Origin of the sequence: Caballeronia arationis (assembly GCF_001544975.2) — a bacterium.
Taxonomy (GTDB): Bacteria; Pseudomonadota; Gammaproteobacteria; order Burkholderiales; family Burkholderiaceae; genus Caballeronia; species Caballeronia arationis.
The window spans coordinates 198,753-219,855 of record NZ_FCOG02000002.1; the positions used below are offsets into that span (position 1 = coordinate 198,753).

Below are 21,103 nucleotides of genomic sequence, written 5' to 3' on the forward strand. Positions count from 1 at the left end.
TGGTGAGCTCGGGTGTCGATCATAGCGCGCGTTCGCCGCGCTCCGGCGGGCACATCCCGCGCCGGTTAGACTGATGGCTCATGACCAACCAGCAACACGGGGTATCGATGAAAGTGGACGAAGGCGTGGTCGCCGCAATCGATTCGCGGCGCTCGGTTCGCGCATTTCTTCCCGATCCGGTCGACGATGCGACGCTCGAATCGATCTTCGGGCATGCGTGCCGCGCGCCATCGGGAAGCAACATCCAGCCATGGAAAGTCTACGTGCTGACGGGCGACGTCAAGGACCGGCTGTCACGCGCGATCCTCGACGTCTATAACGATCCCGAAACCGACCGCCTGCACGAAGAGGAATACGCGTATTACCCGAAGACATGGGCGTCGCCGTTCATCGAACGCCGTCGCGTGCTCGGACTCGAGTTGTATTCTCTGCTCGGACTTACGCGCGAGAACAAGGCGGGCATGAAGGCGCAGATGGGGCGCAACTTCGAATTCTTCGGCGCGCCGGTGGGCATCATGTTCACGACCGACCGCAACATGGAACGCGGGTCGTGGCTGGACTACGGCATGTTCATACAGAACGTGATGCTGATGGCGCGCGCATTCGGACTCGATACGTGTCCGCAGGCCGCGTTCAACCGCTATCACCGCATCATCGCGGAGCATTTGCGATTGCCGGAAAACGAGACGGTCGTGTGCGGGATGAGCATCGGCCACGCCGACCTGTCGAAGCCGGAGAACCAGCTTGCAAGCGAGCGCGAACCGGTGGCGAGCGTCGTGCGTTTCCTGCGCTGACAGCGACGACGATTAAGCGTGCGCAAACAACCGGGCGACGACGGAAAGCGCCGCCGCTCCGCCTGCGACAAACACGACGAGCACGATGGTCGTAATGCAGAGCCGCAAGAGTGTCTTCACAGGGATCGGCCAAAAAAGATGGCCGCCGAGGCGGCCGGAAGGAGGGGATTCGCGGAGTGATTCGAAACCAAGATTAGGCTGCTTTCCTTAACCGGGGCTTAAGACACCGCGCCCGTCCTCGCTACGGCGAAACCTGCGCCGATTCCACCGTCACTTCGTCCCTGAGCGTGAAGTCCGTGAGCGCGGGCGCATCGCGCGGCGCGTCGGTCACGAGCGTCCAGTCGCGTTCGAGCGGCGTCCAGTGCTGCTGGCTCGCGCGGCCGAGCTTGTTCGACGTCACCAGCACGAACACGCTCGCCGCCTGCCGGATGATGCATTCCTTCAGAAACGCCTGCTCCGCCGTGGCCTCGCACAGTCCCCGTCCCGCGACGACGCCGTCCGCGCCAAGAAACGCCTTGTCGACGGTGAGGCGCGACAGCGCGATCTGCGCGAGCGGCCCGAGCGTGCTCATGCTCGACGGACGCACGTCGCCGCCGATCAGCGTCACCGGCACGTCGGCGGGGGAAAGCAGGCTCACCGCGAGCAGGTTGTTGGTGATCACGTGGATACCGTCGCGGCCCGCGAGGCAGCGCGCGAGCGCGGCGGTGGTCGTGCCGCCGTCGAGGAAGATCGTGTCGCCGTCCTGCACGTGCGCCACCGCCGCGCGGGCAATCGCTTCCTTTTGCTCGCGAAAGCTTTCGCTGCGCATATCGAGCGATTCCTCCGGCTCGTGCATGCCCACCGACGCCGCCGACGCCGCGCCGCCATAGGTGCGCACGATGCGACGTTCGTCCGCGAGGGCGCGCAGATCGCGCCGCACGGTCGCCTCCGACATGCCGAAATGCTCGCACAGCGCGCTCACGTCGTTCATGCCCGAGAGCACGGCTCGCAGCATCGCCTCGCGGCGTTTCGCAACTTTCATGGAGTCCCTGTGAATGTGGTTGTGATCCGGGCGGGCGCACAGTGTAGCGAATCGCCGCATGCGGACCAAAATGCGGGCGCGCTGAATGCTCTCTCGACCACGACGTGCCGGTCAGTCGCAAAAAATGACTGATTCGATCATTTCATTCGAAATATGACTGAAGCATGATCGGTAGAAACCCCGATGTCGATCAATTTGCGCGATTCGTGCAGAACGCCTACACTCCGATTTGATTGATTCAGTCACAAAATGATCGATTCACGCACGTAACTCGAGTGGGAGACACGGATGGCTCAGATTTACATCAAGCGCGCAGTGGAGCGCGTGCCCGGCGGCATGATGATCGTGCCGCTTCTGATCGGATCGCTGGTCGCAACTTTTCTGCCCGGCATGCCGAAGTTCTTCGGCTCGTTCACCAACGCGCTTTTCACCGGCGCGCTGCCGATTCTCGCAGTGTTCTACGTCTGCATGGGCGCGAGCATCAACGTCAAGGCGACTCCTTATCTGCTAAAAAAAGGCGGCGCGCTCTTTGCCTCCAAAGTCGGCACGGCGATCGTCGTCGGCGTGGCGCTCGGGCATTTTCTCGGCGAGCAGCCGGTGTCGTCGGGATTGTTCGCCGGCATTTCGACGCTCGCCGTCGTCGCCGCGATGAACGACACCAATGGCGGACTCTACATGGCGCTGATGGGCCAGTACGGCAAATCGGAAGACGTGGGCGCGTACACGATCATGTCGCTCGAATCCGGTCCGTTCCTCACGATGGTGACGCTCGGCGTCGCGGGCCTGTCGGCGTTTCCGTGGCCAACGCTCGTCGGCAGCATTTTGCCGCTCGCTCTCGGCATGCTGCTCGGCAACCTCGACCGCGAAACGCGCGATTTCCTCGCCAAAGCGGTGCCGGTGATGATCCCGTTCTTCGCGCTGGCGCTCGGCGCGAGCCTCGATTTGCACAAGGTCTGGCAAGCCGGGCTGCTTGGCATCGGGCTGGGACTCGCGGTGGTCGTCGTGACCGGCATTCCGCTCTATTTCACCGATCGCCTGACGGGCGGCACGGGCGTCGCGGGCATGGCGGCGGCGAACACGGCGGGCAACGCCGCGGCCGTGCCGGCGCTGATCGCGGCCGCCAATCCGGTCTACGCTGAAGCTGCAAAGAGCGCGACCCTTCTGGTTGCGGCGTGCGTCGTGGTCACGGCGATCGTCTCGCCGATGCTGACGGCGGCGGTGGCGAAGCGCGTCAGCGAACGGCGCATCACCCGCGAGGCGACGCAATGAACGGCGCAAGTTCGGCTGGAATGACTGCCGGCCTCCTCATCATCGCCGACGACCTGTCGGGCGCCGCCGACTGTGCGATCGGCTTCGCGGGCGCGGGCCGGCGCACGGTCGTGACGCTGGACGCGTCGAGCGCTGAGTCAGGCGCCGACAAGAGCGCGACGGTCATCGCCGCCGATACCGACACGCGCCGTCTCACTCCCGCCGAAGCGGCGGAGCGCACGGCGGCTGCATGGCGCACGTTGCAGTCGCCCGGACGCAGGCTATACAAGAAGATCGACTCGACCTTGCGCGGCAACTGGACCGCTGAAGTGGCCGCGCTGCAACCGCTCGCGGGCCTGGCGATCGTCGCGCCCGCGTTTCCGGCGACCGGCCGCACGGTGCGAGAAGGCCGCGTGCTCGTGCATGGCGCGCCGCTCGAATCGACCGAGACGTGGCAGCTTGAAAACGCCGGCCGCGACGCGGGCCTCGCAGCGCTGCTGCAAGCCGAGAACCTGCGCACGGAGGTGCTTTCCGTCGACGCCCTGCGCGGCGCGCCCGAAGCGCTGCGCGAGAAAATCGCGGCGGCAGCATCGACCGGCATCGAGGCGCTGATCGTCGATGCCGAAACGAGCGACGACCTGAACGCGCTCGCACGCGTCACGGCTTCGATGAGCGAGCCGCTGTTCTGGGTCGGCTCGGGCGGCCTTGCGCGCGAACTGGCCGCGCTCGCGGATCTCTTCGACGGTGACACGCTGTCCGCGAGGCAGGTCGCCAAGGCGTCGGGCGCCATCCTGATTCTCGTCGGCAGCCTGTCCGCCGTTTCCGAGCGCCAGTGCGCGATGCTGCGCGAGCGCGTTGGCGTGACCGAACTGATCGTGCCGCCCGCAGTGCTGCGCGAGGGCGCGAGTCATCCGGCGTGGGGCGAGTGGCTGGGCCGTATCGGCGCGCGGCTGGAAGCGGGCGCGGACCTGATCGTGCGTATAGGCCGGGACAAGGCCTTCGATCCCGCCGAGGGCGCCCATCTCTCGACGACCCTCGCCGCGCTCGTCGCGCCGCATTTCGCGCATCTCGACGGCCTGATCGCAACCGGCGGCGAGACCGCGCGCGCGATGCTCGCGGCGGTGAACATCGGCAGTCTGGAGTTGCTCGCGGAAGTCGAGGCGGGCGTGGCCGTCGCGCGGCCGGGCACGGCGCTCCTGCCGGCGATCGTCACGAAAGCGGGCGCGTTCGGCAGCGAGCACGCGCTCTATGGCGCCTATCTGCACCTGCGCGGCGCGCCGGAACCCGAACGAAGCGCAGCGGCCACCGTCGCCGCGCGCTGAGAAACCCAACCGAATCGAAACGACATCATGAGCAACTATCTTCCCGTAATCGGCATCACGATGGGCGACGCGACCGGCGTCGGTCCGGAAATCATCGTCAAGAGCCTGACGCACGACGCCGTCTACGCCCAGTGCCGCCCGCTCGTGATCGGCGATGCGCGCCGGCTCGAACGCGCGAATGAGATCGTCTGCGGCACGGCGAAGGTGCGTCGCATCGAAGCGGCGTCGGAGGCGCGGTACGAGCCGGGCACGATCGACTGCATCGACCTCGGCCTGATTCCCGACGACCTGCCGTTCGGCGCCTTGTCTGCGGTGGCCGGCGACGCCGCGTATCAGTACATCGCGCGTGCGGTGAAGCTCGCGCAGGCGAACGAGATCGATGCGATCTGCACCGCGCCGCTCAACAAGGAAGCGCTGCACGCGGGCGGCCACAAGTTCCCCGGCCACACGGAAATGCTTGCGCAACTGACGGGCATCGACGAAGTGTCGATGATGCTCGTCGCGCCGCAACTGCGCGTGATTCACGTGACGACGCACATCGGCATCATCGACGCGATCCGCAAGATCGAGCCGGGGCTCGTAGAGCGCACGATCGAGCGCGGCAACGCGACGCTCGTGAAGGCGGGCATCGCGAAGCCGCGCATTGGCGTGTGCGGGATCAACCCGCACGCGGGCGAGAACGGTCTCTTCGGCTACGGCGAGGAAGAGGAGAAGATCATCCCGGCGGTGAAGGTGCTGCAGGAACGCGGGCTGGACGTGACCGGGCCGCTTCCCGCCGATACGCTGTTCTACCGCGCGGGACGCGGAGACTTCGATCTCGTCGTCGCGATGTATCACGATCAGGGGCACGGACCGGTGAAGGTGCTCGGGCTCGAAGCGGGCGTGAACGTGACGGTCGGACTAGACGTGATCCGCACGTCGGTCGATCACGGCACCGCGTTCGACATCGCGGGCAAGGGCATCGCCGATGAAGGCAGCTTGCTCGAAGCGCTGCGCCAGGGCGCGGAACTCGCGACCCGGCGCGGCTGATAGCTCTCTACCGCAGCGCTTCGCTATATCGGTCGCGCAGCGGCAAAAGGGTCGCCAATGCCACCGCGCTGCCGAAGATCACGTAATAGCAGATCGAGAGCGCATCGCCGGTGGTCATCGTGAGCCACTGGACGATGGCGGGCGCGAAGCCGCCGAAGATCATCACCGCGACGTTGTAGCTCACCGAAATGCCCGTCGAACGTACGCTCGACGGCAGCAGTTCCGCGATGAACGCCGGATAGCAACCCTGGAAGATGCCGAGGTAGAGCATCAGAAGTGCCTGGCACGCGATCAGCATCGGCAGGCTCGGATGCGCGGTCAGCACCGCGAAGATCGGATACGCGGTGATGATCGACAAGACGAGCGCCGTCAGCATCAGCTTCTTGCGCCCGATTCGATCCGACAGCGAGCCGAACACCGGGCAGCACACCAGATAGACGAGCGCGCCGACCGTCGAGCTGACGAGGCCGTCGGTGAGCGGCATGTGCAGCACGCGCGTCGCGTGCGTCGGCAGATAGAGCAGGAAGATGTACGTGCCGATCGTCCCGAACACCGTCAGGCCGAAGCCCGCCGCGACCTGCACCCAGTGCTTGGTCGCGGTATCGCGGATCGGTGTCGAAGTCAGTTCGTTCTTCTCGCTTTTCTCGACGAACACCGGCGATTCATCGAGCTTCGAGCGCAGGTAAAGCCCGACCGGCACGATCATCAATCCGATCACGAACGGAATGCGCCAGCCCCAGCTGCTCAGGTGCTCGGGGCTGAGCGAACGCGTCAGCACGGCGCCCAGAAGCGATCCGCACAGGCTCGCCACCGCCTGCGCGACCATCTGGTAGCTGCCGAAATAGCCGCGCCGGTTGGCCGGCGCATATTCGACCAGAAACGCCGTCGCGCAGCCCACTTCGCCGCCCGCCGAGAAACCCTGGATCAACCGGCCGATCAGCATGAGGATCGGCGCGGCAATGCCGATCGACGCATAGGTCGGCGCGAATGCGATGAACGCGATGCCTACCGCCATCAGCGAAATGGTGAGCGTGAGCGCCGACTTGCGGCCGACGCGATCCGCGACCGCGCCGAGCACGATGCCGCCAAGCGGCCGCGTCATGAAGCCGACGCCGAACGTCGCCCAGGTGGCGAGCAGCGAGATGGTCGGGTTGGTGGCGGGGAAATACAGCTTGGAAATGATGACGGCGAAAAAGCCATAGACCATGAAGTCGAACCATTCGAGCGCGTTGCCGATCGTGGAGACCACGATCGCGCGCCGGCCGGAAAGGCTCTTGAGAAGCTCGTGCTCGCTATCGGCTGATGCGCTTGCTGCGGGTAGAACAGTGCTCATCGGAATCACTCCCTTTGCGCGGGTTGGCAAAAAAAGCGTGCTCTTGTAAGCACGTCGTATGGATTCCATCCACTCCGCGCCATCCGATCCGGATCAGCGCGGTCGCTGCAACCCGGAAACGCTACACCCGCCTGAAAGAGGAAAAAAATAGAATTTTCGAAGCGAGGTTCAGGAAAACGCATCGGACAATCGGGTCACGAACCGCTTTCCTCGCATGTCTTCGAGCGGTACCCGTGTTGAGGCTAAACTACGCGCATATCGTCCGCGTCCCCGGAACTCATGTCCCCTCGCGAACACCGTAGCGTCCAGACGCTTGCCTCGTCCCCCGCCGCGGCCAGCGCCGGTCAATTGCAGGATCCGGCGCTGCTGCGTCGCCTGCTGCGCGCGAAAGACCGCATGGATGCCGCCTCGCACGAGGCGTGGCCCATCGAACGCCTCGCCGCGGTCAGCGGTGTCTCACAAGCCCATTTTGCCCGCTCCTTCAAGCGGGCCTTCGGCATCCCGCCGCATCGCTACCTGCTGACACGGCGCATCGAGCAGGCCATCGGCCTGCTGCGCGACACAGGACTCAGCGTCACCGAAATAGCGTTCGCCACAGGCTGGGAGAGTCTCGGCACCTTTGGCCGCATCTTTCGCGACATCACCGGCCGAAGCCCCGGCGCCATGCGCATGGAGGCGCAGGCGAGCATGCCTCAGCTGGACCGCGTGCCGGCCTGTGTCCTGAAGGCCGCGCAGCGTCCCGATCTCACCATCGCAGTTTTGGAGAAGCGCCGCCGCCTGGCCGAAGGTACATTCACGCCACCAACCAAGGAGGTGTCATGAACGAGGGTATCAATGTGGTGGGCTTGTACGTCGACGATCAGGATGAAGCGCTCACGTTCTACGTCGACAAACTCGGATTCCGCGTCCATACGGACGTACGCAACGGTTCCTACCGATGGCTCACGGTCCAGCATCCGGATCAGCCTTCGTTCCAGCTCGGCCTGTTCACACCCGGTCCACCCGTTCACGACGATGCCACCGCGCAAACCCTGCGCGCCATGGTCGCCAAGGGGGCCATGCCGCCGCTGGTCCTCTCGGTATCCGACTGCCGCGCCAGCTACGCCCGGCTCAAAGCAAGCGGCGTGGAATTCACGCAGGAGCCGGTCGACCGCTTCGGCAGCGTCGACGCCGGTTTCCGCGACCCCGCCGGCAACGGCTGGAAGATGATTCAGGCCGCGCGGAGCTGACGGTTCGCTTTCGGACTTCTCTGCGAGACGGGCTGGCGACCGATCACGGGCTTCGAGCCGTACTTCGGGCGCGCTTGAATTAGCGACTTCACGTAGCTGCGAGTGGCGCGTGCTCAAACCGGCGCCGAGGTCGCCGCCAGCGCGGCGCCGGACTCGTCGCGCGACTCTTGCTATTTTCACGAGCGAGTATCACTGTCGTAGAGTGATCGTTCCTGGCCCGTGCGCCAGCGCTCGCTAAGGAGCACGCAATGAGGTCCGTCGTCGACACTAACGGTCCAGACCGGCAACTGCTGCCGTTTCGCGAATCGCTGCTCGCCATGCTCGGCATTGCGTTCGTCACGATGCTGGTCGCGCTCGACCAGACCATCGTCGGCACGGCGTTGCCCCGTATCGTCGCCGACCTGAAGGGTTTCGATTACTACACATGGGTCGCGACGTCCTACATGCTCGCGTCCGTCATCACGATTCCGATCTTCGGGCGCCTAGGCGACCTGTTCGGTCGCAAGCCGTTTCTTCTCGCGGCGATCGCCCTGTTCACGCTAGCCTCCGTGTTCTGCGGGCTGGCCGTCAACATGCTGTCTCTCGTGATCGCACGCGGCTTGCAGGGCATCGGCGGCGGCATACTCATCGGTACGGTGTTCGCGACGGTGGCCGATCTCTTTCCTGATCCGAAGCTGCGTCTGCGCTGGCTGGTGTTCGTCACGTCGTCGTTTGGCGTCGCCAACGTGATCGGCCCGACACTCGGCGGCATGCTCACGCAGATGCACGGCTGGCGGCTTGTGTTCTTCGTCAACGTGCCCGTCGGCATCGTCTCGCTGCTGTTTGTTCAGATGTTCGTGCCGAACCTTCGTCCGATGGTCGCGCGACGCGGAGCGATACAACTCGACTGGCTCGGCGCGTGCGTCGTCGCGGTGGTGTTCGGCGCTTTGCAATTGCTGGTCGAACTGTTGCCGAAAGAGGGCGTGAGCGGAAGGACGATCCTGCTGTTCTCGATCACGATGGTGTGCGGCATGACGCTGTACTTCTGGGAAAAACGCATGGGTTATCCCGTCGTGCCCATCGATGTGCTGCTTGATCGCAGGCTCGCTGCCCTGTTTGCCATTTCGGTGCTCGGTGGCTTTGCGCTCTTCTCGATGGTGTTTTACGTGCCGTTGCTGTTCCAGGGCGGCTACGGCATGTCGCCGCACGATTCGGGCATGCTGATCACGCCGTTGCTGCTCGGCACGACGGTCGGCAGCGTGCTCAACAACCGGATCGTTACGCGCATTCGCCGCGCGAACGACCTCATGTATATCGGCTTTTCGCTATGTGTGATCGGCTGTCTCGCGCTCGTCTCGCTCAACGGCAACGAACCGCATCCCGTGTGGATGGCCTGCATGGGCGCGAGCGGACTCGGACTCGGCCTCGTGGCGACGAACCTGACGATCTGCTCGCAACAGATCGTCGCACGAGATCATCTCGGCGCGGTGACGGCGTTGCTGCAGTCGCTGCGTATTTTTGGCGGGATACTCGGCACCGCGATCACGGGCGCGCTGCTGGAGCATCTCTACACCCGGAGCGTGCATCGTTCGCTCGATTCGTATCAGGCGACGCAGTGGCTCAAATCGTTTGCGAGCCCGGATGTGCTGATCGACCGCGCGGAGCAGTCCGCGCTGATCGAACGCCTGGTAAGCGCCGGCCATTCGGGCGACGCGATGATGCACTCGGCTCGAGACGCGCTCGTCGTGTCGATCCATATCGGTCTGGTCGTCGCCGCACTGGCAGCCTTCATCGGCTTGTGTCTCGCGTGGTTCGTGCCCGCCGTGCGGATCGTGTACGGCGACGCCGAAGGCCGCAGCACATGACTAGCCGCGCAGGACTTTGCTTGCCATCCTGGCGTCGCTCCCCGTGATCCTTGCTCGACGGGCGTTTTGCACCCGCGCAGCCGTTGATAAAACCGCATTGCCAGAGTGCCAATTGATCTACTCTATAGAAATAGCGATCGGGAGCAAGGCGGCCATCTGTGCGGAAATGATCCGTACCGACTGCCGCGCGAAGTGGTCGCAGATGACGAATGGGGTCCGGTCTGCGAGTCCAACGACGGTGATCTGGAGAAGATGGCGTTGTTCGCGGACGAGTCGTCGGCGCTCGTGCGCCCGTGTCGTCGTCCCGCCGGCGAGGGGGCCGCTACGCTACACGACATTCAACAATCTGCCGTAAGCTGTCGGGGAGAGGGCCGGGCTTCGGGCGCCCGGAGAATGACGGGTGCATTCCTTGCCGGCAATGGCGGCGGCGCGCCGGCGAGTTGATCTTCCGCCGCCAGACGCCGCCTTGAACGCAGCCGGTAGCATCCCGGGCAACGCCTGTCGCATCCTGTTTCGACCTTGCCATCCGCAAATACACAGCAGTGAATGGAGGCTTCGAAATGAACAGAAAAAATGCCGCGGCCATCTGGATTCTGATCGCGATGCTGGTGGGCATCGGGATCGGCTACATGATCTACTCGAGTTTTCCGGACAGGAAGGTTGCCACCGAGATCGCGGGCTACATCTCGCTGGTGTCGGACGTGTTCCTGCGGCTGATCAAGATGGTGATCGGCCCGCTCGTCTTCTCGACGCTGGTCGTCGGCATCGCGCACATGGGGGACGCGGCCTCGGTCGGGCGCGTGTTCGCGAAAGCGCTCGGGTGGTTCGTCACCGCTTCGCTGGTCTCGCTGCTCCTCGGCCTTCTGATGTCCAATCTCCTCAAGCCTGGCGAGAATCTCGGACTGCCGCTGCCCGACATCGGCGCGTCGGCGAATCTGGCGACTTCCAAGTTCACGCTCAAGGACTTTGTCGGTCACATGATCCCGAGGTCCTTCGCCGAGGCGATGGCCAACAACGAAATCCTGCAGATCGTCGTGTTCTCGATGTTTTTCGGCGTTGCGCTTGCCGCGCTGGGCGAGAAGGGCAAGATCCTCGTGGCGGCCATCGACCAGCTCTCGCACGTCATGCTGAAGATCACCGGTTACGTGATGAAGCTCGCCCCGCTGGCTGTGATGGCAGCGATGGCCGCTACCGTGGCGGTCAACGGGCTGGCGATCCTGCTGAAGTTCGCGGTCTTCATGGGAGATTTCTACCTCAGCCTGTTCCTGTTGTGGGTGTTGCTCGCGTCGGCCGGCCTGCTGTTCCTCGGACAGCGCGTGTTTAAGCTCCTCGTGCTGATCAAGGAGGCGTTCATGCTTTCGTTCGCGACCGCGAGTTCCGAGGCCGCGTATCCGAAGATCCTCGACGCGCTCGACCGATTCGGCGTGAAGCGCAAGATCTCCAGCTTCGTGATGCCGATGGGGTACTCGTTCAACCTCGACGGCTCGATGATGTATTGCACGTTCGCGACACTGTTCATCGCCCAGGCGTACAACATCCACCTCCCGCTGGGTACGCAGCTGACGATGCTGCTGATCCTGATGCTGACGTCGAAAGGGATGGCTGGCGTGCCGCGCGCGTCGCTGGTGGTGATCGCCGCCACGCTCAACCAGTTCGGCATCCCCGAGGCAGGGTTGCTGCTGATCCTCGGCGTGGATACGTTCCTCGACATGGGCCGCTCGGCCACGAACGCGGTCGGCAACTCGATCGCGAGCGCGGTGGTCGCGAAGTGGGAAGGCGAACTCCTGTCGGAAGCCGATGCCGAGGCCAACGCGGCGCGCATCGAAACCGAGCTCGAGTCGACGATCGCTCATCCGGCAGAGACCTGACGGGGAGCGAGCCATGAAGACGCCGCGATTCTGGTCGATGCTGGCCATCGCAGGGTTGCTGATCGCCTGCTCCGCAGTGAGAGCGGACGACGCGCAGCCATCCCGCCCGGTTCCCGACAACGTGGCGCCCGCCGCGCTGACCGGCACGCTGTCCAAGGTACGGGCTTCGGGCACCATCGCGCTGGGTTACCGCGAGGCCTCAGTGCCGTTTTCCTATCTGAACGCGCGCAACGTGCCGATCGGCTATTCGATCGAGCTGTGCAAGGCACTCGTGTCGGCGATCGAGGACGCGGTCAACCGAACGCTGACCATCCAGTGGGTACCGGTCACGCCCGACAACCGCATCGATGCGGTGGTCGGCGGCCGTGTCGATCTGGAATGCGGCTCCACGACGAGCAATCTGGAACGCCAGAAACGCGTGGCCTTCTCGCCGATCTTTTTCGTGGCCGGCACGAAGGTGATGGTAAAGAAGGGCTCACCGATTGGTTCGTTTCGCGACCTCGCGGGCAGGAAGGTCGCAGTGACCGCCGGCACCACTAACGAGAAGGCGCTGCGCGATCTGGACCGGAAGTTCAGGCTTGGCATCCGGTTGCAGGTAGTGCCTGACCATGCACAGGGCTTTGCGCAGGTGGCCGACGGCCAGGCCGACGCGTTCGCCACCGACGACGTGCTGCTGTACGGCCTGATCGCGGAACATGCCGGCGCGGGGGGCGAGTATCGCGTGGTCGGCGACTATCTCTCCTACGACCCGTACGGCATCATGTTCCGCAAGGACGACCCGCAACTAGCGCAGGTGGTGAAGGATGCTTTCCAGGAACTCGCGGCGGATGGAGAAATCGATCGTCAATACAAGCGCTGGTTCTTGCGCCGCCTGCCGTCGGGTACGAGCCTCAACCTGCCGATGAGTGCGCAGCTCGAAACCATCATTCAGACGATGGCCGGCGGCGAGGCGCAGTGAGCGCCGCGCTTGGGGCGTTTTGACGAGGCTATTCCGGGGCGCTACGTTGCGAAATCGCGCAACGCATGGGATGTGGTCATTCACCTGAGCGTGGGTCAGGCGGTCATTCGTCGGCGCCGCTTTGCATCCGGACAGCCGACTCCGAGATCAGCGTTGCTTCGACGCGCTCGTGCAACCGGAAGTACGTCCCCCACTCATAATCGACGCTGTCCGGCCGAAGCTGAAGTACACCTGCGCCCGGCGTGAAGGTGAGTTCGCCAAAGTAGACCCTGCCTCGCGGCGAATACAGGTCGACCCGCACATATTCGAAATCTTCCGCCAGCCGTTCCCCGATATCCAGCAGCATCGAAAGGTTTTCCGGGCGAGGATCGGGAGACTTGCTGCGCTCGAAATGGCCGATACCGATGTCGAGCAGATTCCATTGGGCGTCGTAGAAATCGCCGCGCGGGTGATCGTTGAACCGGTCGGAGATCACGCAGATGAACACGGTCCTGCGCCCGCCGGCGCCCGCGAAAATATGCAGCTTGTAGTCTGCGGGCACGTCGCCGCGCTCGTCGAGCAACAGGGTTTCGAAATAGATTCGATGCTTGATCGCGTGGTAGTGTCGCTCGCGTGCCACGCGATAGAAGTCCTTCGATAACCATTGGTCGGCGAGCGCCGTCAGTTCTTCGAAGCTGGTCGTCGACTTGTCCTTGACCACCTTGACGAAGCTGCTTCCATGATTCGCCTTCATCACAAAGGCCGAGGGAAGCGAGTCGAATACGTCTCTGTCGAACGAGTCGGGCTCGGCAATCAGAGGGATCAGATACTCTTCACCTATCTTGGACTTCACATAGTCGCGGACGGTGAGCTTGTCGGTCAGGTCCGCGTATCGCGGATCAGGATGGAGGCAGCGGTAAAGGATCTTTTCGTTGAATGTGGTGGGCTTTAAGAGGTTCGGGAAGCGTCCGATCTTCTGACGATGAGACATGCTCAAGAATACATAGTCAGGCAACAGATCCTTGGCACCGCCGAGAAGTGTTTTTGGCAACTGCATGTTTGGGGCTCCGCTATGCGCCCGTCGGGAAGGGATCCGGCGTGCCGAGTGAACGCTTGCACGCTACGGAACCCGCTCCGACATCGCGGCGCGATGTCGCTTCAAACACGCCTCCCTGGTTCAATTCACCAGAATGGGGAGCGAGTTGGCCGGGACAAGGATAGCCATGTTATTAGTATTGCGTATGAGGGTTTCCACTTAACAAAACAAACTTTCGACACTGCATTGCAACAAACAATGCAGTGAAAGAAGCGCATAGCTTGTCGAGTCGCATCTCACGCATGGACGCCCACTGCGTCAAGTAGTGCTCCTGAATGGACCGTTTCTTTCGATGACGTGCGGGAACCGCGCGCAACTACGAGACGCGCGCGGCGCAACACGCACGCCTTCGCTAGAATGGCCACTTCCCATCCGGCGAAGGTGGACCATGCTCGATTTCAACCGGCACGCGAAGACATCGAAGCTCGACATCGCTTATGCCGAGGCCGGTCCACCCGATGGTCCGCCTGTCCTTCTGTTGCACGGCTGGCCCGACGCCGGCCGCGCCTGGGAACCGGTCGCGAGCCGGCTGAACGATGCGGGACTGCGCACGATCGTCCCCGAACTGCGCGGCTTCGGCGCCACGCGCTTCCTGCATGACGACACCGTGCGCGACGGCTCGGGCGTCGCGCTCGCGCAGGACGCAGTCGATCTCGCGGACGCGCTCGGTCTTCGCACGTTCGATGTCGTCGGTCATGACTGGGGCGCCCGGGCCGCCTACACGCTGGCGGCGCTCTTTCCGCAGCGCGTGCGGCGCATCGCTGCGCTGGCTCTTGCTTTCCAGCCGCGTGGCGCATTCGAACTGCCGGGCTTCTCGCAGGCGCGGAAGTTCTGGTATCAATGGTTCATGACGCTCGACGATGCACCCGCGGTCATCCGCGCCGATCCTAAGGGCTTTGCGCGCATCCAGTGGGACACGTGGTCGCCGCCCGGCTGGTTCGACGATGCCGAATTCAACGTCACGGCGCGTGCCTTCGAAAATCCCGACTGGGTGCCGATCACGCTGAACGGCTATCGACGCCGCTGGCGCAAGGACGAGCCAGCCGACCCCGACTACGACGCGCTCTACGCGCGGTTGCGCGGTATCGACCGGATCGGCACGCCGACGCTGATGCTGCAAGGCGCGGTCGATCTGTGCGACGAGCCGGAGTCGTCGGCGGGACAGGACGCCTGTTTCACCGCGGGATACTCGCGCGTGCTGCTCGACGGCGCCGGTCATTTTCCGCCGAGAGAAACGCCCGATCAGGTAGCGGACGCGGTGATTGCGCACTTGCGATGAGCGGGGCGCTCTTGCGATCGATGATGGAGACGCGTGCTTAGCGCGCCGAACGCGAGCGTAGCGTCACACGATGCGGGCACGCCGCAGGCGACTGACCACCTCGGCCCCGAACTTTTCGGCGAGCGTCGCATAGCCGTCGCTAGTGGGATGGATTTCGTTTTCCCACGACGCATCTTCGCCATTTTTCGCGGCCGCCGCCGGTTTCAGCGCGCCATGAAAATCGACGGCGAGTATGTTCGGATACTCGACCGCGTTGCCCCTCGCGACGAGCGCGTCGTTCAGTTGTGACTGGAACACGTGCATTTCGTCGAGGAAGTAGTGGACCAGGCCGATGTGATCCTCGGGCGGAATCTGATGCCGGTTGAACGGCTCCCAAAGCCAGGTCCCGAACTTCTTCGGACCGACGAACACCGGCGCGTCGCGCGGCGTGGCGTAGTCGTAGGAGTGGGTGAAGATCGGGATGCCGCGGTTGGGCGTCTTGCCGTCGCCGTCGCCCCGGTCGCGCCATTGGAGCAGCGTGTCGTAGTAGCCGGTGAGACGGTCGGTGAAGCGCTTCCAGCCGTCCGCATCCACGTAGCGCTCCGGACCTTGCCCGGACCATTGGTCCTTGGTTTTCAGAAGGCGTCGAGGCTTGAGGTTTTCATCGCCGGTCGCCGGGTCGATGCCGATTGCGTTGATGAAGTCGTTTCCGCCCGCGGACAGGAAGATCGCATCGAATTCATGGGCGAAGCGTCCGCTAATCAACCGCTTGAAATGGACCTCCCAATCCGGATCGACCATTTTCTCCAGCGTCTTTCCCGGATAAGCCGAGTTCACGATGATGGAGGAGTCCGGAAGTTTGAACCAGAACAGCACACTGCCGTTCGGAGGCAGCACGTCGGGCGGCACCGCCAGCGACGCGCCCAGCGAGAACCATGAATCGCCCTGTGCAAGAAAGCGCCACGTATAGTCGTTGATCGACTTCTCGTGATTGCCGCCGATCTCCCGGCTGCCGACGATCACCGCTTTTTGCAACTCGCTCATGACACGCTCCTTTGCGACCGGAATTGGCGACTGCAAATCACTGTAGTACTGGCGAACGGCCCTTCCCATTCAGGGCAGTGTTTTATGTGCGCTAGCGCGCGTTGCCCCATGGCATCGCGAGAAAGCGCTTCGCGCACGGCCATAAGCGACCCGGGAGTTCATGAGCGTCGCACTTGTAGACCGCGCAAAACGAACCATAATGAAGAGCCTGCTCGTTCGTTCTCCCATTGGATGCGTGGCAGCCCGGCCGACCGCTTTCTGCGCGAGCGGAACGGAGGTCGAGCCGACCGATGTGCGATCATCAGGAGACCGGAAATGGATACGACCGCCAGACTGGAACCCGAAACCGAGCCGGAGCCGTCGACGGAAAGCACCTTCACCGGGCGTCCGCTGGAGCAGATCGTCGTCGCGATTCACGGCGTCGGCAATCAGCGGCGCTTCGATACGATCCGCACCGTCGCTCACCGGCTCGGCAAGCTGAGCGACCCGCCGCTTCCGGTAATGCCGCTCGGCTTCTTCAGCGTGGGCAGCAGCGGGCAGGTGTACGTGAGCCAGCTCGACGTCGACAAGAAGCACCCGCTCTGGAAAGTCGGCTTCGCGGAAGTCTACTGGGCGGACGTGCCGCGCGGCGTCGTGACGATGGGCGATACCCTGGAGGAGAGCAAGGCCTGGGGGCGGACGATCGTCGGCCGCGCGCAGGCGCTCTACCGCGGACAGGTCGAACAGACCGTGTGCCAGGTGTCGGGCGCCGATTTCGACATGGTAGCGGGCGTCACCGAGGAAATCGTCGAAGCTGTCGACGTGATGGAGAACCTGCTCTGGGTCGCGGGGAAAGCGGGCATCTTCAAGTTCGACCTCGCGCCGCTTTTGACCGATTACATCGGCGATGTCCAGCTCGTCGCGGAGTTCCAGTCATATCGCAAGGAGATCGTCGATCGCTTCCATGACGTGCTCACCAAAATCGTCGAGCATTTCCGCGACCACTACGCGGGCAGTCCCGAGATTCACGTCATCGCGCACAGCGAAGGGACGGTGATCAGCTTCCTCGCGATGCTCGACGCGCTTTCGTCCGCGCCGGGACAAGGCCGCCACCAGTATGGCTGGATCGAATATGTGCGCGGCTTCATGACCATCGGTTCGCCGATCGACAAGCACATCATCCTGTGGCCGCGCCTGTGGCCGAACCCGATCCCCGGCGGCAACCTGGAAACCGATGCCTTCGAGAAGTGGAGCGCCGACAAGCCGGTGCTGCTCAAGGCGGAAGACGGCAGCACCCGCGTGCGACTGCCGCAGCCGATCAAGTGGCGCAACTACTACGACTTCGGCGATCCCATCGGCTTTCAGCTCGACACGGCGCGGCGCTTCCTGCGCGAAGCGCGCTGCGGCGCGTTCCAGTTCGGTTTCGACGACGACTACGGATTCAGCCGCTATCCGCTGCCCGGCAAGGCGCATACCGACTACTGGTCGGACACGGACCTGTTCCGGCATTTCGTCGACGATGTCGTGTTGCCGAACGCGTCACTGGCTGCGGCGGGCGGTCCGGCCTTGAAGCCGCCGGGCAACAAGCCGCTCATGAGCGTGGTCAGCCCGTCGATTCCGTATCTGCTGGCGGTCGCGCTGCATGTCGCGGCGGTGTACGTGATGTTCAAGGGAACCACGGAGTTCCTGTCGCAGAAGGGCTGGAGCATGGCCGATGTCGTCCATACGGTGATCGCGCTGGCGGCGTTGCTGACGGGCGTGACTGTCGCTAGCCGGTTGCCGCGCCTCGTTCAGCAATCGCGGGGGCGCTGGCTCGTCCTGTCGGTCGGCATCTTCGCGCTGGGCGCGGCTCTCTGCTTATATTTGGTGCCTCCGCAAGTCAGCGCGTTCCTTGCAGCACCGTTCCTCGAACGCGGCAATCCCACGCCGCTATTCGGTATCGCGCCGGGCGGCGCCTTTCTCGTGACCGTCGCGCTCCTTCCGGCGTTCGTCTGCTGGCTGCTGCCGCGCCGGCCGCGTCTGGGCCGGCGCGTCATGATCGGGATCGGCGCGGCGATCACTGCGCTGGCGATCCTCCATGCCTATCCCGGATCGTCAAGCGCCGATCCGTCGCCGCCGCTGTGGCCGTTCGTGCTGGCCTCACTGATGTTTCTCTACCTGTGGTGGCTGGCCATCCTGACCTTCGATCTCAGCTTCATCTGGCATCGGTACATTCGCAACTCGGTGGCGCTCGATACACTGCGCGACTGGCGCGAGAAGAAGGACACGAAGCCACGGACGTTTCGCCCCAGGAAGCCGAAGGACTGGTGAACCGCCGGTACCGGGCGCTTGTTTTGCTATACGGACTTCTGCGACAGGGCACGTGCTTCTCCGCCGCGGGGCAATCGTCTTGCCGGCCGCGGTCATTGCAGCGCACAACCGCGCACGCGCCGGTTCGCATCAGCCACACGATGCGGCATGGGCGGTGCCCTTTCATGTCCTTCATCGGGTTTTGCCTCATCGTAAGGCGGAGAAGCAAGCGAGATGATCGGAAGGCTGCTCGTTTCATTGTTTTCCCGCTCCGTCGATGCCCGGAGCACGCTCACGAACGGACGGAAGGCAAGCAAAGGCGGATCGCCCGTGGTAAAAATCCGCCCCAGTAGTATCAAAGCGTCGGCCTCAGAAGCCGGTCCACCGATTCTCAAAGCAATTAACTTGCATGAGACCAGAGTAAGGCGCTGAATGCCAACCCTGGTCGACACGGAGACAACATGGAAACGAAAACGCTGTCGGCCGGCGGGCCGGACGCCCCGGACGACCATCATCGCAAGCAGACCAAGAAGGCGACGGCGAGCGGCTGGATCGGCTCGGCGCTCGAATACTACGATTTCTTCATCTACGCGCAGGCCGCCGCGCTCATCTTCCCGCAACTGTTCTTTCCATCAGGCAATCCGAAGATCGCGATCGTCGCGTCGCTTGCGACGTATGGCGTCGGTTACGTGGCGCGGCCGATCGGCGCGTTCGTCCTCGGTCACTGGGGCGACACGCACGGCCGTAAAACCGTGCTGTTGATCTGCATGTTCATGATGGGCGCATCGACGATGGCAGTCGGCCTCCTGCCGACCTATCACCAGATCGGCATGGGGGCTCCGGCGCTGCTCGTGGTGCTGCGCCTGATCCAGGGTTTTGCCGTGGCGGGCGAAATCTCCGGCGCCAGTTCGATGATTCTCGAACACGCTCCGTTCGGCCGTCGCGGTTATTACGCAAGCTTTACGCTGCAAGGCGTGCAGGCCGGGCAGATCATGGCCGCCGCGGTGTTCCTGCCGCTTGCGTACTTCATGCCGGAAGATTCGTTCAATTCGTGGGGCTGGCGCATTCCGTTCCTGATGTCCGCCGGCGTGCTGTTCGCCGGCTACATCATCCGCCGCGAAGTCGACGAAACGCCGGCCTTCGCCAAGGAAGCAGATGCGTCCGCCGTGCCGAAGTCGCCGATCAAAGAGGCGTTCAAATATAGCTGGAAGGACATGCTGCGCGTCGTCTGCATGGCGCTGATGAACGTGATCCCGGTCGTCGCCACGATCTTCGGCGCGGCCTATGCGGTGCAGCCGTCCTACGGCATCGGCTTTAGCAAGAGCGTGTATCTGTGGATTCCGGTGGTCGGGAACATCGTCGCGGTGCTGGTGATTCCCTACGTCGGCGACCTCTCGGACCGGATCGGTCGCAAGATCCCGGTCGCGGTGGGCGCGATCGGTTCGGGGCTGCTCTCGTTCGGCTATCTTTGGGCGATCAGTATCCATAGCGTGCCGATCGCGTTCGTGATGTCGCTCCTGATGTGGGGCGTGGTGTACCAGGGCTACAACGCGATCTTCCCGAGCTTTTATCCGGAGCTGTTCCCGACCCGCTCGCGCGTCTCGGCGATGGCGATTGCGCAAAACGTCGGGACGCTCATCACGGCGCTCTTGCCGGCGCTCTTCGCCACGGTCGCGCCGCCGGGATCGAACAATATCCCGATGACGGTCGGCTCGATCGCGCTGGCGGTGACGGTCATTGCAGCGCTGGCGGCATGGAGCGCCCGCGAAACGTACCGCATTCCGATGAGCCAGCTCGGCGAACCCGACGCCGTGCCGATCGAGAAAACCGAGTACGACCGGCTGCGCGCGCAAACCGTCGCCGACGAGAAGCTGGCGAAGGTCTCCGCGTGACATACCGGCCGCGTCGCGCCGCCCGGCGGCGTGACGCGGCCGGGCGCCTTTCGGAGCGGCGGCAAGCACCGCGCGTTCCGTTCCCCTTCCCCACGAGACTTTCGACCAGCGCGCTCTGGGCGCATTAAAATGCGCCAGTCGCAGCGCGCGGCGCGCGCCCGAGCCGTTCACCCGATTCCAGTCCGTTCAACCGAAGGAAATCCCATGAAAAAGATCGTGATGCTGCACGGCATCAACCACAACATGTTCGGCAAGCGCGACCCGGCGCAGTACGGCACGGTGACACTCGCCGAAATCGACGCGAAGCTGCAGGCGCTCGGCAAGGAACTCGGCGTGGAAGTGGAGAGCTATCAGACGAACAGCGAAGGCGACATGTGCGAGCGCATCCACCAGGCGTACACCGACAACGCCGCCGCCGTGCTGATCAATGCCGGTGCATGGACCCACTACAGCTACGGTATCCGTGACGCGCTCGCGATCCTGACGGTGCCGGTCGTCGAGATTCACATGTCGAACATCCACGCGCGCGAGGAATTTCGCCACAAGTCGGTGTTCGCGGAGATCGTGAAGGGGCAGATTTGCGGATTCGGCGTCGAGAGCTACCTGCTTGGCCTGCGGGCCGCGCTCTCGGCGATGTGAGAAGAGAGTGAAAGCCGCGTCGCCCGACGCGGCTTTTGAACTGAAGCTTGACCCGAAGCGCCGGCGTCGCCGGCGCTTGCCCTTCAGGCGCTGTACTCAGTCCGGCTGGTAAGAGCGGGCGCGGCCGAGTGCGAAAGCATCGGCGCCGTCGCTGTCTGCCGGCGCTTCCGCCTTGCGGCTGATGACCGGATCGCGCACCTGCGCGCCACGGATGAACAAAACGACGCAAAACGCGAACATCATCCAGATTCCGACAATGATCATCCAGTAGTTCATTTGCT

18 protein-coding genes are annotated in these 21,103 nt (G+C 63.8%); 13 read left to right on the top strand and 5 right to left on the bottom strand.

The annotated features are described in order from the left end of the window. Positions 1 to 80: 80 nt before the first annotated feature. Positions 81 to 794, top strand: a complete 714-nt coding sequence (locus tag AWB81_RS02085; protein ID WP_062632233.1) for a nitroreductase — start codon at positions 81 to 83, stop codon at positions 792 to 794. Between the two features lie 241 nt (positions 795 to 1,035). Here AWB81_RS02085 and AWB81_RS02090 read toward each other — a convergent pair whose 3' ends face one another. Then, positions 1,036 to 1,815, bottom strand: coding sequence for a DeoR/GlpR family DNA-binding transcription regulator (locus AWB81_RS02090; RefSeq protein ID WP_062632234.1), 780 nt, complete (start codon positions 1,813 to 1,815; stop codon positions 1,036 to 1,038). 288 nt (positions 1,816 to 2,103) lie between these two features. Between AWB81_RS02090 and AWB81_RS02095 the strand changes: the two genes are divergently transcribed. Genes AWB81_RS02095 through pdxA form a run of 3 tightly spaced genes read left to right on the top strand, consistent with a single transcriptional unit; the run spans position 2,104 to position 5,414 of the window. Then, entirely contained in the window at positions 2,104 to 3,084 is a 981-nt protein-coding gene (locus AWB81_RS02095) for a 2-keto-3-deoxygluconate permease (protein ID WP_062632235.1), read from the top strand. Further along, a complete protein-coding gene (locus tag AWB81_RS02100; RefSeq protein ID WP_235025695.1) occupies positions 3,081 to 4,385 on the top strand; it encodes a four-carbon acid sugar kinase family protein in 1,305 nt (434 codons plus the stop codon). Before AWB81_RS02095 ends, AWB81_RS02100 begins: the two co-directional genes overlap by 4 nt. A 27-nt stretch (positions 4,386 to 4,412) precedes the next feature. Continuing rightward, positions 4,413 to 5,414 carry a 4-hydroxythreonine-4-phosphate dehydrogenase PdxA gene (gene pdxA, locus AWB81_RS02105; RefSeq protein WP_062632236.1) on the top strand — a complete coding sequence of 334 codons (1,002 nt, stop codon included), beginning with the start codon at positions 4,413 to 4,415 and terminating at the stop codon, positions 5,412 to 5,414. Positions 5,415 to 5,421: 7 nt separating this feature from the next. Here pdxA and AWB81_RS02110 read toward each other — a convergent pair whose 3' ends face one another. After that, positions 5,422 to 6,747 (bottom strand): MFS transporter, encoded by a 1,326-nt coding sequence (locus tag AWB81_RS02110; protein WP_062632277.1) that lies wholly within the window; start codon positions 6,745 to 6,747, stop codon positions 5,422 to 5,424. A gap of 279 nt (positions 6,748 to 7,026) precedes the next feature. Between AWB81_RS02110 and AWB81_RS02115 the strand changes: the two genes are divergently transcribed. The 5 genes from AWB81_RS02115 (at position 7,027) to AWB81_RS02140 (ending at position 12,646) form a co-directional block, all read left to right on the top strand. Next, on the top strand, positions 7,027 to 7,569 hold the full coding sequence (locus AWB81_RS02115; protein WP_087134744.1) for a helix-turn-helix domain-containing protein: 543 nt from the start codon (positions 7,027 to 7,029) through the stop codon (positions 7,567 to 7,569). Next, a complete protein-coding gene (locus tag AWB81_RS02120; RefSeq protein WP_062632238.1) occupies positions 7,566 to 7,976 on the top strand; it encodes a VOC family protein in 411 nt (136 codons plus the stop codon). Before AWB81_RS02115 ends, AWB81_RS02120 begins: the two co-directional genes overlap by 4 nt. Positions 7,977 to 8,224: 248 nt before the next feature. Beyond that, entirely contained in the window at positions 8,225 to 9,820 is a 1,596-nt protein-coding gene (locus AWB81_RS02125; protein ID WP_062632239.1) for an MFS transporter, read from the top strand. Between the two features lie 560 nt (positions 9,821 to 10,380). Then, a complete protein-coding gene (locus tag AWB81_RS02135; protein WP_062632240.1) occupies positions 10,381 to 11,688 on the top strand; it encodes a dicarboxylate/amino acid:cation symporter in 1,308 nt (435 codons plus the stop codon). 13 nt (positions 11,689 to 11,701) lie between these two features. Next, positions 11,702 to 12,646 carry an amino acid ABC transporter substrate-binding protein gene (locus AWB81_RS02140; protein ID WP_062632241.1) on the top strand — a complete coding sequence of 315 codons (945 nt, stop codon included), beginning with the start codon at positions 11,702 to 11,704 and terminating at the stop codon, positions 12,644 to 12,646. 103 nt (positions 12,647 to 12,749) lie between these two features. On the opposite strand, the gene AWB81_RS02145 is transcribed toward AWB81_RS02140, so the two are convergent. After that, complete coding sequence (locus tag AWB81_RS02145; protein WP_087134748.1) at positions 12,750 to 13,682, bottom strand: ATP-grasp fold amidoligase family protein; 933 nt, start codon at positions 13,680 to 13,682, stop codon at positions 12,750 to 12,752. Positions 13,683 to 14,109: 427 nt separating this feature from the next. Here AWB81_RS02145 and AWB81_RS02150 point away from each other — a divergent pair, with 427 nt between their 5' ends. Beyond that, positions 14,110 to 15,000: an alpha/beta fold hydrolase gene (locus tag AWB81_RS02150; protein WP_062632242.1), complete on the top strand. Its 891-nt coding sequence runs from the start codon at positions 14,110 to 14,112 to the stop codon at positions 14,998 to 15,000. Positions 15,001 to 15,063: 63 nt separating this feature from the next. Here the strand turns inward: AWB81_RS02150 and AWB81_RS02155 are convergent, their stop codons facing one another. Then, positions 15,064 to 16,023, bottom strand: coding sequence for an SGNH/GDSL hydrolase family protein (locus tag AWB81_RS02155; RefSeq protein WP_062632243.1), 960 nt, complete (start codon positions 16,021 to 16,023; stop codon positions 15,064 to 15,066). Positions 16,024 to 16,338: 315 nt separating this feature from the next. Between AWB81_RS02155 and AWB81_RS02160 the strand changes: the two genes are divergently transcribed. The 3 genes from AWB81_RS02160 (at position 16,339) to aroQ (ending at position 20,822) form a co-directional block, all read left to right on the top strand. Then, a complete protein-coding gene (locus tag AWB81_RS02160; RefSeq protein ID WP_062632244.1) occupies positions 16,339 to 18,312 on the top strand; it encodes a hypothetical protein in 1,974 nt (657 codons plus the stop codon). A gap of 440 nt (positions 18,313 to 18,752) precedes the next feature. Continuing rightward, positions 18,753 to 20,183 (top strand): MFS transporter, encoded by a 1,431-nt coding sequence (locus AWB81_RS02165; protein WP_062632245.1) that lies wholly within the window; start codon positions 18,753 to 18,755, stop codon positions 20,181 to 20,183. A 204-nt stretch (positions 20,184 to 20,387) separates the two neighbouring features. Further along, positions 20,388 to 20,822: a type II 3-dehydroquinate dehydratase gene (gene aroQ / locus AWB81_RS02170; protein ID WP_062632246.1), complete on the top strand. Its 435-nt coding sequence runs from the start codon at positions 20,388 to 20,390 to the stop codon at positions 20,820 to 20,822. Positions 20,823 to 20,918: 96 nt separating this feature from the next. Here aroQ and AWB81_RS02175 read toward each other — a convergent pair whose 3' ends face one another. Continuing rightward, positions 20,919 to 21,098 (bottom strand): hypothetical protein, encoded by a 180-nt coding sequence (locus AWB81_RS02175; RefSeq protein ID WP_062632247.1) that lies wholly within the window; start codon positions 21,096 to 21,098, stop codon positions 20,919 to 20,921. Between the last annotated feature and the right edge of the window lie 5 nt (positions 21,099 to 21,103).